This window comes from Proteus sp. ZN5 (assembly GCF_011046025.1).
In the GTDB taxonomy this organism is placed as follows: domain Bacteria; phylum Pseudomonadota; class Gammaproteobacteria; order Enterobacterales; family Enterobacteriaceae; genus Proteus.
Window position 1 is genome coordinate 1,358,136 of record NZ_CP047639.1, and the last position, 13,639, is coordinate 1,371,774.

Here is a 13,639-nt window from a genome sequence, read left to right on the forward strand (position 1 = left end):
GTTAGTTTATTAATGTTGGAAGAGCAAGGCGGAAAACGGGGATCTCTATTTGAAATAATCGACCATCAGTGTCAATCATTTCATAATGGCCTTCCATTGTTCCCATCGGTGTTTCAAGAACGGCACCACTGGTATAGCGGTACTGTGTGCCAGGCTCAATAAGCGGCTGTTCGCCGACAACACCTTCACCTCGAACTTCAGTGGTATTACCTTGTGCATTGGTGATCAACCAATAGCGGCGCAGGAGGCGAATGGCACATTTATTCAAATTATGAATTGATATGGTATAAGCGAAAACATATCGCTCATCTTCAGGGGAAGATTGGCTTTCAATGTAAACGCTTTGTACCTGTATCGCCACTTTTGATGAGGTGAACATAGTGCCTCCTGTCTCTGGCTTTATCTTATGCTTGTGAGTCTTGCTTTTGCGATAACCAGTTTGCCACTTTACAGTATTGCTCAACAGAAATATTTTCTGCTCTTGCAGTTGGATCGATATCAAGTGCTATCATATCTTCAGCTGTAAGTAATCCGCCTAAGCTATTACGTAGTGTTTTACGGCGTTGATTAAATGCTTGAGCGGTAATACGGCTAAGCATTGCAATATCCGTTACTGGGTATGGTTTTTCTTTATAAGGGATCAAGCGAACAACCGCTGAATCAACTTTAGGTGCTGGTTTAAATGAAGTAGGTGGAACTTCAAGTACAGGGATGATTTGGCAATAATATTGCGCCATCACACTTAAGCGACCATAAGTTTTGCTGCCGTGACCAGCAACAAGGCGATTAACCACTTCTTTTTGCAACATAAATGTCATATCAGAAATTGCATCAGCAAAACTGAATAAGTGGAACATGAGCGGTGTCGAAATGTTATAAGGCAAGTTACCAAAAACACGCAGAGGCTGCTGACGCTCTTTTGCTAATTGTGCAAAATCGATAGTCATAGCATCTTGCTGAATAATGGTCAGCTTGTCTTTTAATGTAGGATGAACTTCTAAACGAGCGGCTAAATCACGGTCAATTTCTACGACCGTCATTTTATCCATTCTTGCGCCTACTGGCTCTGTAATTGCCCCTAAACCTGGGCCAATTTCAACAATGGCTTCACCGGGTTGAGGATAAATGGATTCAACAATACTTTCAATAATATAGCTGTCTGTTAAAAAGTTCTGCCCGAAGCGTTTGCGGGCAAAGTGCCCCTGATGGACTCTATTATTCATTACAATTTTGTATCATATTAATGGCTAAATTTAATGCGGTGCAAAAACTGCCAGCATCTGCGCTTTTCGTACCTGCAAGCTCAAGGGCGGTGCCATGATCAACAGAAGTACGGATAAAAGGAAGGCCAAGAGTTATATTCACGGCGCGACCGAAACCCTCATATTTTAGCACAGGTAATCCCTGATCGTGATACATCGCAAGCACCGCATCAGCATGTGTTAAATATTTAGGTTGGAATAAGGTATCAGCAGGATAAGGTCCATGAAGATGAACTCCTTGCTGACGTAATTGTGTTAATGTAGGCTCAATAATATCAATTTCTTCACGTCCCATATGACCGCTTTCTCCTGCATGAGGATTAAGGCCACAAACGTAAATTTGAGGTTCTGCTATACCAAATTTGGTTTTTAAATCGTGGTTTAAAATGGTGATTATTTCATGCAGAAGCTCACCTGTAATTGCATCCGCCACATCTCGTAGTGGTAAATGTGTGGTTGCCAATGCGACTCTTAATGTGTCTGTTGCCAGCATCATGACGACACGTTCACAATGGCTACGATCAGCAAAAAACTCGGTGTGCCCTGTAAAATGCACACCGGCATCATTAATAATGCCTTTATGAACTGGTCCAGTTACGAGTGCTGAAAATTCGCCATTTAGGCAGCCATCACAAGCACGAGCTAATGTTTCTACAACGTATAATCCGTTGCGCGTATCTAATGTACTTGGAATGACATTAGTGTGCAGTGCGATTGGGAGTACACAAATTTGACTTGGTGTGTGTGTTTGAGGTGGCGAGGCAGGATCGTATTCAACTAATGAAAGAGGCAGGTTTAACAATTCTGCTCTTGTTTTAAGTAATTGAGGATCAGCACAAACAACCCAAGGTAAATCCCAACTCATTTGTGCTAATGAGATAATAAGGTCAGGACCAACCCCGGCTGGTTCGCCGGGGGTGATAACAAGTGGTTTTATTTGCTTAGTTTGCATTATTCTCGTTCATTATTTTCACATAAGCCCCAACTCGTAGCTCTTGCATCCAGTTTTGTACTTCTTCATTAAATTTACGGTTGAAGAGTAAACGGTATGCTTGTTCTTTATTTGCGGCATCTGTTTTATCAACACTACGTGTGTCTTCTAATTCAATTAAATGCCAGCCAAAGTTTGAGCGAACAGGTTGGCTTAATTCATTTTTATTTAAGCGCATTAACGCATCACGGAATGCCGGATCGTAAACATCAGGCATTGACCATCCTAACTCACCGCCACGTAATGCTGAACCTGGATCTTCAGAGTACTCTTTTGCTGCATCAGCAAAGGTCATTTTACCACTGCGAATATCGGCAGAGATCTGCTGTAACTTGGCATAGGCTTGCTCATCATTCATGATTGGTGAGCTTTTTAGCAGAATATGACGGCTTTTCACTTCTGTAACGGAAAGGGTATTAGTTCCACCACGAATATCGTTTACTTTGATAATGTGTAAGCCAACACCAGAGTGAAGAGGTCCTACGATTTGGCCTTTTTGCGCATTTGCTAATTCTTTAGCAAACAGAGTGGGTAATTCATCAATAGATGCCCAACCCATATTACCGCCATTTAAAGCTTGTGGATCAGCAGAATAAGTTGCAGCTAATTTACCGAAATCTGCACCATTTTTAAGCTGATTCATAATGCGAGTAATGACTTGTTTCGCTTTTTCCATTTCTGCTGGTGCAGGGTTTTCTGATAATGGAATTAAGATATGGCTCAGGTTTAGATCAATACTTTGACTTGCTTGGCCTTCGATTTGCTTAGCAAGAGAATCAACTTCTTGAGGTAAAATAGTAATACGACGACGCACTTCATTGTTACGAACTTCTGCTAACATCATCTCTTTACGAATATCTTGGCGATAATCGTTGTAAGAAATACCATCGGCTGCGAGGCGCTTTTTCATTTGATCAAGTGAAATGTTATTTTCAGCAGCAATACCTTGAATGGTAGATTCTACCGCAGCATCAGGAATATCAATTTGCATTTGCTGTGCCATTTGCAAAATGATGTTATCCATGACCAAACGCTCTAGAATTTGTTGGCGAAGAACTTGCTCATCAGGCATTTCTTGACCCGCGCTTTTCGCGTTCATTTTGACCGTCTGTAACATTCTATTGACGTCACTTTCTAGAACGACACCGTTATTGACGATAGCCGATACACGGTTTAATTCTTGTGCAGCAAATGTTGTTGAGCTGGTAGCTGCACCGACCGTGATCATTAAGCCGATAAACAGCGTTTTCCAATTTTTCATAAGTTTCCCATTATGTATTTTCCGCATCTTATTGCGGGGTGACATATTCATTCAGCCAATTCCGTAGTCTGATTAAATCAGAATGCTCTTTGATAAGGTAAGATACCGCGTTCAAGCATTTTCTGGCTACCCAAACTATGATTGTTACTTAGGCCTCTGAGTTCCACATTGACAGACCATTTATTATCAATATCGCTGTGGTCAACTTTCCAGCCAACAATTTTTCGTTCATAACCCACATTCACAGCCCAGCAACAGGTATTGTATTGTAGACCAACCATTTGGCTAACAGGCTCTGATTCTTTGGTATCAAAGTAATAAGCACCCACAAGACCCCAACGTTCTGCTAATGGCCAACTTCCTACGACACCGACTTGTGAAATACCTTTTTGGTATTCAGGAAGTTTATTAATACCACCATCGTAAGGGCGAACACGCGTTGCTTGGATATAGTCACGATCAACATAACGATAGCTTAACTGTAGAAGATGATCGCTATCTGCGCGATATTCCATAACAGCATCGCCCATTGAGACGCTACCTAAGCGACGGTCATATTGTAAACCACCACGCATACCGACAGTATCAGTGATCCGCCAATATGCATCACCCGCCCATACCATTGAGCCTGTTTCATCTTTACTGTTGATAATTTCATTAGATGAACCCGTTTTAGGACGCTCAAAGAAGTAAATTTGACCTACAGAAACGTTAAAACGTTCAACTAATTCGCTATCATAAAAACGCGAAGTGACACCAGTGGTTAATTGGTTTGCAGATGCAATGCGGTCTAAACCACCATACATTCTATCGCGGAAAAGTCCGCCATAGTTTGATTGTAATAATGCGGAGTCAAAGTTATTGATATTTGACTGATCTTTATAAGGAACATAAAGATATTGCACTCGTGGCTCAAGGGTTTGCGTAATATCGTTAGTTTGGTATTGACGCTCAAAAACCACTTTCATATCAGATTTAAACTGTGGTAATACACGATTAACACTGTCATCTAATTTATTAGGGTTATTTTTTTTATACGCGTCAGGAATATCTTGGTCATAATGGGTTGCCATTAACTTCAATTCATTATTAAAGCTTGCCCAGCCTGTAGATGCAGGGAGTGAAATCGTTGGCTCAATATGAAAACGATTTGCTTCAGGAATATTATCTCCGACGCTGGTAAAGCGAGCAAATTGAGCGTAAGTACGGAAATCAAACGGCCCTATATCATTCTTGTAATAATTGAGATCAAGCTGTGGCTCTGCGCGATAAGCTTTTGCATCTTTATTATCAGAGAAGACTTGGAACTGTTTAGTGGTTAATGTGGCATTCCAGTTCTGTTGTGCATAACCCGTACTAAATTTCTGAGTTGCATAACCATCTGTGGTGTTACCATATTGAGAGGTAAAATCAGTGAAGTATTTGTTATCACTTACTTTTGTGTAGTCGATATTAAATCGCCACACATTATTCATCACACCACTGTGTCCCCAGTAGAATAACCAACGATTTGCTGTATCACGAGGAAGATAGCCCGCTTTATTTTCGTCTTTATCTTTATTGTATTGGCTATCGTGATTAATCCAATCAACAGCAATCGTACCGCGTCCCGGAGTGGTTAAATAACGGAATTCATTATCTAATTTTAAACCACGACGACTGATATAGTTAGTACTGATGGTTGCATCATAATTAGGGGCAATGTTCCAGTAATAAGGCAGTAAGAAATCAAAGCCTGAACTACGAGAATAGCTTCCGTTAGGAATTAAGAAACCAGAGCGGCGTTTATCACCAATAGGTAATTGAAGATAAGGGCTATAAAAGATAGGTACATTGGCTACACGAAAACGTGCATTCCAGATTTCAGCGACTTGTTCTTCACGGTCTAAAATAACCTCTGAGCCGACAACGCTCCAGCTACTATCTCCCGGTAAACAAGACGTGAACATGCCTTTATCCATAATGGTATAGCGGTTTTCGCCACGCATTTGCATTTTATCAGCGTAACCACGGCCTTGGCGGCCAACCATTTGGTAATCACCTTGCTCAATATCCGTATCTTTATTATTAAGATTAGACCAAGCACGAGGACCTTTTAAGATGATTTGAGGATCATCATAAGACACATTCCCCGTTGCAGTGACCATTCTTAATGGTGTTTCTCCCTCAGTCTGTGTCAGTTCAACACTATCGGCACTTAAGGTTTGGTTTCCCTGTTTAATATCAACATTACCTTTATATTTGACCATGCGAGGATATTCACCCTGCATATCATTTGCGGTAATGGTGACAGGCAAGCTGTTAGGATCGCCTTGTACTAATGGTTTGTTATAAACAGGAACTCCCAGTAAACATTGGGAGGCAAGATCAGCATAAGCAGGCTGACCGTATATTGTGGCCCAAACTAGGGTGGCCAGCAGTGTGGGATAACTTTTTTTCATAAGTATTTATGTGCTTCCGTCATCAGTGGCTTCGTGCTGATAAACAGCTAGAAACTAACGCAGGGAGTTATGCGACACCAGCCCAACGTTCTGAACATTGTTCTAACGGTAACCGAAAAATAGGCGTAAGCCTCATTTTTTCGATGTTTCTGTGTTGAAATAGGGTTATAGCCTTATTAGAAACAAAAAAACACCGCGCTGATGCGGTATTTCGTGCTGTATAACAACGCTAAAGTTATTCGTTTGGTCACTCATTTTACTTTAACACAATTTAAACGAAAACAGCATTACCTCTGTCCAAAGAGAAACAGTAAATCTCTTCATTTTAAGAAAAAGTCTATTTAGAGGTTGCTTGGTGTTAGGTGTGCAAGCAAATGAATAGTATGATAATGCAAAATTGCAGTCAGAGCATTGAAGATTTGAGGAGTCTATGCGCTATTGGGGAAAATTATTAGGCCTTACCATTGGTAGTTTTGCTGGAATAGGCTTTTGGGGCATTGTTATTGGTGTTTTTCTCGGGCATCTCTATGACATGCAACGAAGTAAATTAGGAAGTGGTGGGCGCTATACACGTGATAGACAAGCTTTTTTCTTTGCTGCAACCTTTCAAGTTTTAGGACACCTGACAAAATCAAAAGGGCGAGTGACTCAAACCGATATTTCTCTCGCCAACGAATTAATGGATCGCATGAATCTGCACGGTGTTGGTCGCCAAGCTGCGCAACAAGCTTTTAGAGAAGGTAAATCATCTGATTTTCCATTAAGAGCCACATTGCAACGTGTTCGACAAATTTGCGCTGGTCGTCGTGATTTACTTCAGATGTTTCTGGAAATCCAATTACAAGCTGCTTTTGCGGATGGTCAACTGCATCCAAACGAAAGAAAAATGCTGTTTATTATTATCGATGAGTTAGGTTTCTCTCGTGCGCATTTTGAACATATATTAGCAATGATGCAGGCTGGTCAGAATTTTCATTATCAAAGTGGGCAGGGGTATCAGCCTCAACCCCAAGGCCCAACGCTCTCTGATGCGTGTAAGGTACTTGGCGTTGATGAGAATGATGATGTTAAAACCATAAAGAGAGCTTACCGAAAATTAATGGGGGAACATCATCCGGATAAACTTGTTGCGAAAGGTTTACCGCCAGAAATGATGGAAATTGCAAAACAAAAAGCACAGTCTATACAAGTTGCTTACGATTTGATTAAAAAAGAAAAAGGATTTCGTTAACATCTTGTAAAAGAAGATGAGAAAAGAGAGAATTATTCCGTGATAGAGATAACTTAGGTTGAGTTGAGTTTATTATTTATCACGGTAAAATATAAGTGAAATTTAATTATTTCATTCTCTCTTCTCTTAAAAAAGGAACTATATCCATGTCAAACGTCCGTGTTCTTGTTGGGGTTATGGGATTAGCACTTTGTCTGCTCCTTGCTTCATTGAGTTCAGTGACTGTTTTAGTGTCATAAGACACTAAAAATCGGCAAGGCATTCAAAATGTATCGGGGATCGGAAAGCAGGATGCGTAATAAATAATTCCTGAGCATGTAACTGCAGGCGAGATGCCATCGCTCTTGCCTGCGGATGTGCATAAAAGCGATCCCCTAAAATAGGATGCCCCAACGCTAACATATGTACCCGCAATTGATGTGAACGCCCTGTAATTGGCGATAATTTCACTCTTGTCGCATTCTCTTCATATTCCAACACTTCATAAAAAGTTTGCGCCGCTTTCCCAGTTTCATGACAGACTTTCTGTTTTGGTCGATTAGGCCAATCACAAATCAAAGGTAAATCAACTAACCCTTCTTCTTTTTCGATATGTCCCCAAACGCGAGCAATATAGGTTTTTTTCGGCTCACGCTCACGAAATTGGCGCTTTAGTTCGCGCTCTGCTTCTTTGTTAAGTGCAACAACGATAACGCCACTCGTTGCCATATCAAGGCGATGTACACACTCAGCATTCGGAAATTCTGCTTTAATGCGTGACATAATACTGTCGTTATGCTCTGGCGCTTTGCCCGGTACTGATAGTAATCCGCTGGGTTTATTGACAGCAATAATATGCTCATCTTGATATAAAACATGTAACCAAGGATCAGTCGGCGGGTTATACACTTCCATCATGGCGGATATCTCATCAAAACAACGGGGAGTAAAATACTCCCCGCTTTAACGGTGATTATTGGTGGGTAACGACAATTAAGCGAATTGAGTCTAAACGCCACGTTGCTTCATCTAAATGATTAAGAATATGAGCACGTTCATTTTCAATTGCTTCGACTTCATCATCACGAATATTTGGGTTTACCGCACGTAAAGCTTCTAAGCGCGATAATTCATGAGTTAGCACGCGATCTGCTTCTTCTTTCGCTTTTTGGATAAGTTCTTTCGCTTCGACTTCCATTAAAGGTTCAGACGTTTTCAGTACATGGTGGACTTCACTTTGTACTGCATTGACTAATTTGCTAGAAGTATGACGATTAACAGCATTTAATTGACGGTTAAAGCTTTCAAACTCAACTTGAGATGCAAGATTATTACCTTTTAGATCAAGTAATAAGCGCACCGGTGTTGCAGGTAAGAAACGGCTTAAATGAAGATGTTTAGGTGCTTGTGCTTCTACGACATAAATCAGTTCAACTAACAGCGTTCCCACTGGTAATGCTTTATTTTTCAATAAAGAAACGGCACAACTTCCTGTATCGCCAGATAAAATTAAATCTAAGCCATTACGGATAATAGGGTGTTCCCAACTGATAAATTGAGTATCTTCACGAGATAGCGCTTGCTCTCTATCAAATGTGATAGTGCAACCATCTTGCGGTAAACCAGGGAAATCGGGCACTAACATATGATCAGATGGCGTTAAAATAATTAAGCTATCACTACGATCTTCTTGATTAATACCAACGATATCAAACAAGTTCAGTACAAAGTTCACTAATTCAGGATCGTTATCTTGTGCTGCAATTTCACCCGCTAACTCAACACCGACTTCACCACCGTTAGAGTGCATTTCTAATAGGCGGTCACGGCCTTGCTCAAGTTTGAGCTTCATTTCATCATGCTGTTTACGACAAGCGACAATAAAGTCATCAAAATCAGCTAACTCATTAGGTTGTGCAAGGTAATTAACGAGAGCATCATATTTGCTGTCATAAATAGTACGTCCTGTCGGACAAGTATGCTCAAAGGCATCTAAGCCTTCATGATACCAGCGTAATAATACAGATTGAGCCGTACCTTCAAGATAAGGAATGCTAATATCAATATCGCGGTTTTGGCCAATACGATCGAGACGACCAATACGTTGTTCGAGTAAATCAGGGTTAAATGGCAGATCAAACATAACCAGTTGATTAGCAAACTGGAAGTTACGTCCTTCAGAGCCGATTTCTGAACATAGCAGAACTTGTGCACCTTCTTCTTCAGAAGCAAAATAAGCTGCAGCGCGATCGCGTTCAAGTAATGACATACCTTCGTGGAAGACTGCTGCACGAATACCTTCACGCTCACGTAAAACTTGCTCTAATTGCAGCGCTGTTGCGGCTTGAGCACAAATCACCAGTACTTTTTCATTACGATTTGCAGTTAAGAAACCCAATAACCATTCAACGCGAGGGTCAAAGTTCCACCATGTTGCGTTTTCACCTTCAAACTCTTGGTAAATACGTTCAGGGTAGAGCATCTCTTTTGCACGAACTTCGAGGCTTTTTTTGGCTGCCATAATCTCAGCCACTTTAATCGCAGTTTGATATTGTGTTGGCAGTGGCATTTTGATCGCATGAAGTAAGCGATTAGGGAAACCTTTAACACCAGAACGTGTGTTACGGAATAACAAACGACCCGTTCCATGCCTGTCCATTAACATATGGATAAGTTCTTGGCGAGATTTAGTACGTTCTTCACCTTGCGTATTTGCCGCTTTCAGTAATGGCTCAACATCTTGCTCGCTGATCATTTCGCTGATGATATTTTGTTGTTCGGTATTTAAATCATCTTCTGATAGCAAAATAGTGACAGCATCGGCAACAGGGCGATATTTTTGTTGCTCATTAATAAATTCGTTGTAGTCATGGAAACGACTTGGATCAAGCAGACGTAAACGGGCAAAGTGGCTTTCTTGACCTAACTGCTCTGGGGTTGCGGTTAATAGCAATACAGAAGGAATAGATTCCGCTAACTCTTCAATTACTTGATATTCACGGCTTGGTGCATCTTCACTCCAAACAAGGTGATGAGCTTCATCGACAACTAACATATCCCATGTTGCTTCGACTAAGTGTTCAAAACGTTGCTTGTTTTTACGCACAAAATCTAAAGAGCAGATGATCATCTGTTCTGTTTCAAATGGATTATCGCTATCTAATAAAGATTCGCTATAACGGCTATCATCAAACAGTGAGAAACGTAGATTGAAACGGCGTAACATTTCAACTAACCACTGATGTTGTAAGCTTTCAGGCACAATAATCAACACACGCTCAGCACGGCCATCCATTAATTGCTGGTGGATAATCATACCGGCTTCAATTGTTTTACCTAAACCAACTTCATCCGCTAATAATACGCGAGGGTTATGACGTTTACCCACTTCATTGGCGATATAGAGCTGATGAGGGATAAGGCTGGCGCGAATACCTCGTAAACCACTTTGCGCTTGCTTAAACTGCTCGCTCATAAACTTACGTGCGCGGTAGCGTAATGCAAAGCGATCCATACGGTCTATTTGACCTGCAAAGAGGCGATCTTGCGGCTTATTAAAAGTGAGTTTGTTATCTAAGAACACTTCACGTAATTGTGCTGGCTCTTCAGTGTCTAAACGTACACCATGGTAGATAAGTAGGCCGTTATCTTCTACAACGTTATCGATGGCGAGTTTCCAGCCTTCGTGACTGGTGACGGTATCTCCTGCATTGAACATCACCCGTGTTATTGGGGCATCATGACGGGAGTAAAGGCGGTTTTCGCCACAGGCAGGAAAAAGTAGGGTGACCATACGGGCATCAATTGCCACAACAGTACCCAGTCCAAGCTCGCTTTCAGTATCGCTAATCCAACGTTGACCAAGAGTAAAAGGCATATATATAAACTCAGCTCTCAAATATATAATTTAGGAATTATTAATGAATGCAGTATTGCGGTGTTGTCATTAAAATCTGCGGGATAAAAAGTGCTTCTTCCTTGAACAAAGAAAAGCTAATTATCACCAAAGGGGCGTTATGTTAATAGATGCAAAGCAAACCGTCACCTGCAAAATGACACAACTTAAAATGAGAGTGTCATTTGCCCATTTAACAAGGTTGAAAAATCATCTTGTATAAAAGGTAGGATTGCATCTGCAATCGGCATTAACTGCTTGTTGATATAGTGTTCGTAATCAGGTGCAGCGGTAATGTGTTCTAATGGTTCAGGCCCCAAGAGGGTAATTATATAACTAATCCAACCGCCTTGCTGATATTGTTGAGGTCTATTTTGGGATAAATTATATTCATCCGCCTTACGTGCTGCTTTGACATGAGGGGGGACGTGGTGCTGATATTCTGATAATTTTCGACGTAACCGTTTACGGTACACTAATCTCTCATCATATTTTCCCGCAAGCGTATCTGCGACATAATCACGAATGAACTGCTGATAAGGTTGTTGATGAAAAATGCGTGTATAAAGCTCTTGTTGAAATTTTTGAGCGAGAGGTGTCCAATCTGCTCTGACAGTTTCTAATCCTTTAAACACCATTTTATCATTGCTGAGTCCGGCGTAGCGTTTCTTGCTACCTGTCTCCATACCTCGAATAGTGGGCATTAAAAAGCGACGATAATGGGTTTCGTATTCTAATTCTAATTTGCAATCTAGTTGATAATTTTCAAAAAGATGTGTTTTCCACCACTGGTTAACATCTTGTACTAATTGATATCCAATCTGTTGTGCTTGTTGTTCTGTGTGAGGTGATTTCAGCCAAACAAAGGTTGAATCCGTATCGCCATAAATAACTTGATAACCTTTGGCTTCAATTAATTCTCGTGTTTTTTTCATAATTTCATGGCCTCGCAGCGTAATGGAAGATGCTAAACGAGGATCAAAAAAGCGACAACCCACAGAGCCTAAAACGCCATAAAAAGCATTCATAATAATTTTGAGAGCTTGAGAGAGTGGGGTGTTTTTATGTAATTTCGCGTTATCTCTTTCATGCCAAATTTGCGACACAATAGCAGGTAAACAGTGTAACTCTCGCGAAAATCGTGCCTGACGAAATCCAGAAATAGAAAACTTTTCATCAGGTTGGTGCATTCCTTCAATCATTCCTACGGGGTCGATTAAAAAAGTACGAATAATAGAGGGATAAAGGCTTTTGTAATCAAGCACAACAACAGAATCATATAAGCCGGGAGCCGAATCCATGACAAAACCACCGGGGCTATGCTCTTCGGGTTTTTCACCTTGGTTAGGTGCAACGTATCCAATGCGATGCATTGAAGGGAGGTAGAGGTGTGTAAACGCAGCCACAGATCCTCCGCTTCTATCAACGGAAAGCCCCGTAACACAAGCTCTCTCTAATAAGAATGCCATAAGCGATGTGGCATCAAAGATACGATTAACTAAGACACAGTCTTGCCAATTATAATAAGCCAGTGCGGGCTTATCTTCTTTAAAACGTCGATTAATTTCGTCCATTCTGGCGTAAGGTGTATCGATGGCTTTACCTTCACCTAATAGTGTTTGAGCGACGGATTCGAGGCTAAAAGAGGGGAAATTCCATGTCGCCATTTTCAAAGCATCGATACCATCGATAATTAAACGACCTTGAGCCGAAGCAAAGAAATGACCTTTTTTAAATCCATGCTCTCGCCATTCTAACGGACTGTTTTGGCGACCTAATAATAAACTGACGCCATAACGTTGGGCATGTGTGTACAAAATACGCAGATCGAATTGAATTAAATTCCAACCGATAATCGCATCAGGATCGTAATGTTGCATCCACTCATTTAACTTTTCAATTAAACGCAATCGGCTACTGACATAGCATAAGCGATAGCCTTCAGATTGCAGGCTTTCATACTCTGCGGGCAACTCATCAGTAAGCATAAACACCACATCATCACCACAGCCTGCAAGCCCAATAGAGTAAAGCTCACCAAACTCGCTGGTTTCGATATCTAAAGAGACCGTTCGAAGTGCAGGGCGATACTCGGGTGCTGGTTTTAATGTAGCAATATTATTTTGCTGATAACGAAACCAAACTGGCGCGGTGATAAACCGCTCCATCATATAACGTTCATGAGGGCGGATATCTGCTTCATAAAGACGAATATGGTGTTCTTTAAGTTGTTGCTCAAGTTGAACAAGTTGGCGGTATTGTTTGCAATAAACGCCAAAGACGGGCTGTCTTTCGAAATCTTTTAAATCGAGAGGGCGAATTTCAATATCAGGATTTTTATTAACGAGAGAACGCAAAACAGTTTCATGTTGGCGGGCAACAAATCCGATTGCACGTTGCATAGGAACAGTAATTTTACGCGGGCCATTATCTGTAGCAAGCCAATAAGAGACGACAATACCTTTCGGTGTGTCGCTCCAGTGGCGAGTAAGAATAAAGCCTTGTTCCGTATGACCAATCATGAGCACCTAATAATTCACTAAAGATGTGTTTATTATAGTCAAAATAGTGGTTATTTA

Annotated in this window: 9 protein-coding genes; 1 reads left to right on the forward strand and 8 read right to left on the reverse strand. The window is 41.0% G+C overall.

Features of this window, described 5'->3' with window-relative positions; all coding sequences use genetic code 11:
• Position 1: 1 nt before the first annotated feature.
• From apaG to lptD, 5 genes are read right to left on the reverse strand one after another with little or no spacing between them, the layout of a single operon-like run.
• Entirely contained in the window at positions 2-379 is a 378-nt protein-coding gene (apaG, locus tag GTK47_RS06190; RefSeq protein WP_006535978.1) for a Co2+/Mg2+ efflux protein ApaG, read from the reverse strand.
• A gap of 25 nt (positions 380-404) precedes the next feature.
• The gene (rsmA, locus tag GTK47_RS06195; protein ID WP_088494662.1) at positions 405-1,223 is read right to left on the reverse strand and encodes a 16S rRNA (adenine(1518)-N(6)/adenine(1519)-N(6))-dimethyltransferase RsmA; all 819 of its coding nucleotides are present in this window, start codon (positions 1,221-1,223) and stop codon (positions 405-407) included.
• The gene (gene pdxA / locus GTK47_RS06200; protein ID WP_165122449.1) at positions 1,216-2,214 is read right to left on the reverse strand and encodes a 4-hydroxythreonine-4-phosphate dehydrogenase PdxA; all 999 of its coding nucleotides are present in this window, start codon (positions 2,212-2,214) and stop codon (positions 1,216-1,218) included. Before pdxA ends, rsmA begins: the two co-directional genes overlap by 8 nt.
• On the reverse strand, positions 2,204-3,541 hold the full coding sequence (surA, locus tag GTK47_RS06205; RefSeq protein ID WP_088495989.1) for a peptidylprolyl isomerase SurA: 1,338 nt from the start codon (positions 3,539-3,541) through the stop codon (positions 2,204-2,206). Before surA ends, pdxA begins: the two co-directional genes overlap by 11 nt.
• Before the next feature lie 50 nt (positions 3,542-3,591).
• Positions 3,592-5,955 carry an LPS assembly protein LptD gene (gene lptD / locus GTK47_RS06210; protein WP_165122450.1) on the reverse strand — a complete coding sequence of 788 codons (2,364 nt, stop codon included), beginning with the start codon at positions 5,953-5,955 and terminating at the stop codon, positions 3,592-3,594.
• Between the two features lie 430 nt (positions 5,956-6,385).
• Here lptD and djlA point away from each other — a divergent pair, with 430 nt between their 5' ends.
• Positions 6,386-7,186, forward strand: coding sequence for a co-chaperone DjlA (gene djlA / locus GTK47_RS06215; RefSeq protein WP_165122451.1), 801 nt, complete (start codon positions 6,386-6,388; stop codon positions 7,184-7,186).
• A gap of 243 nt (positions 7,187-7,429) precedes the next feature.
• Here djlA and rluA read toward each other — a convergent pair whose 3' ends face one another.
• From rluA to GTK47_RS06230, 3 genes are all read right to left on the reverse strand, one after another.
• The gene (gene rluA / locus GTK47_RS06220; RefSeq protein ID WP_109394086.1) at positions 7,430-8,083 is read right to left on the reverse strand and encodes a bifunctional tRNA pseudouridine(32) synthase/23S rRNA pseudouridine(746) synthase RluA; all 654 of its coding nucleotides are present in this window, start codon (positions 8,081-8,083) and stop codon (positions 7,430-7,432) included.
• Between the two features lie 55 nt (positions 8,084-8,138).
• On the reverse strand, positions 8,139-11,042 hold the full coding sequence (rapA, locus tag GTK47_RS06225) for an RNA polymerase-associated protein RapA (RefSeq protein ID WP_165122452.1): 2,904 nt from the start codon (positions 11,040-11,042) through the stop codon (positions 8,139-8,141).
• Between the two features lie 185 nt (positions 11,043-11,227).
• A complete protein-coding gene (locus GTK47_RS06230; protein ID WP_165122453.1) occupies positions 11,228-13,582 on the reverse strand; it encodes a DNA polymerase II in 2,355 nt (784 codons plus the stop codon).
• Positions 13,583-13,639 lie beyond the last annotated feature (57 nt).

Excerpts from the sequence above, each read along its gene's own strand:
- apaG (WP_006535978.1), bottom strand. The coding sequence starts at position 379 with ATGTTCACCTCATCAAAAGTGGCGATACAGGTACAAAGCGTTTACATT.
- rsmA (WP_088494662.1), bottom strand. The coding sequence starts at position 1,223 with ATGAATAATAGAGTCCATCAGGGGCACTTTGCCCGCAAACGCTTCGGG.
- pdxA (WP_165122449.1), bottom strand. The coding sequence starts at position 2,214 with ATGCAAACTAAGCAAATAAAACCACTTGTTATCACCCCCGGCGAACCA.
- surA (WP_088495989.1), bottom strand. The coding sequence starts at position 3,541 with ATGCGGAAAATACATAATGGGAAACTTATGAAAAATTGGAAAACGCTG.
- lptD (WP_165122450.1), bottom strand. The coding sequence starts at position 5,955 with ATGAAAAAAAGTTATCCCACACTGCTGGCCACCCTAGTTTGGGCCACA.
- djlA (WP_165122451.1), top strand. The coding sequence starts at position 6,386 with ATGCGCTATTGGGGAAAATTATTAGGCCTTACCATTGGTAGTTTTGCT.
- rluA (WP_109394086.1), bottom strand. The coding sequence starts at position 8,083 with ATGATGGAAGTGTATAACCCGCCGACTGATCCTTGGTTACATGTTTTA.
- rapA (WP_165122452.1), bottom strand. The coding sequence starts at position 11,042 with ATGCCTTTTACTCTTGGTCAACGTTGGATTAGCGATACTGAAAGCGAG.
- GTK47_RS06230 (WP_165122453.1), bottom strand. The coding sequence starts at position 13,582 with ATGATTGGTCATACGGAACAAGGCTTTATTCTTACTCGCCACTGGAGC.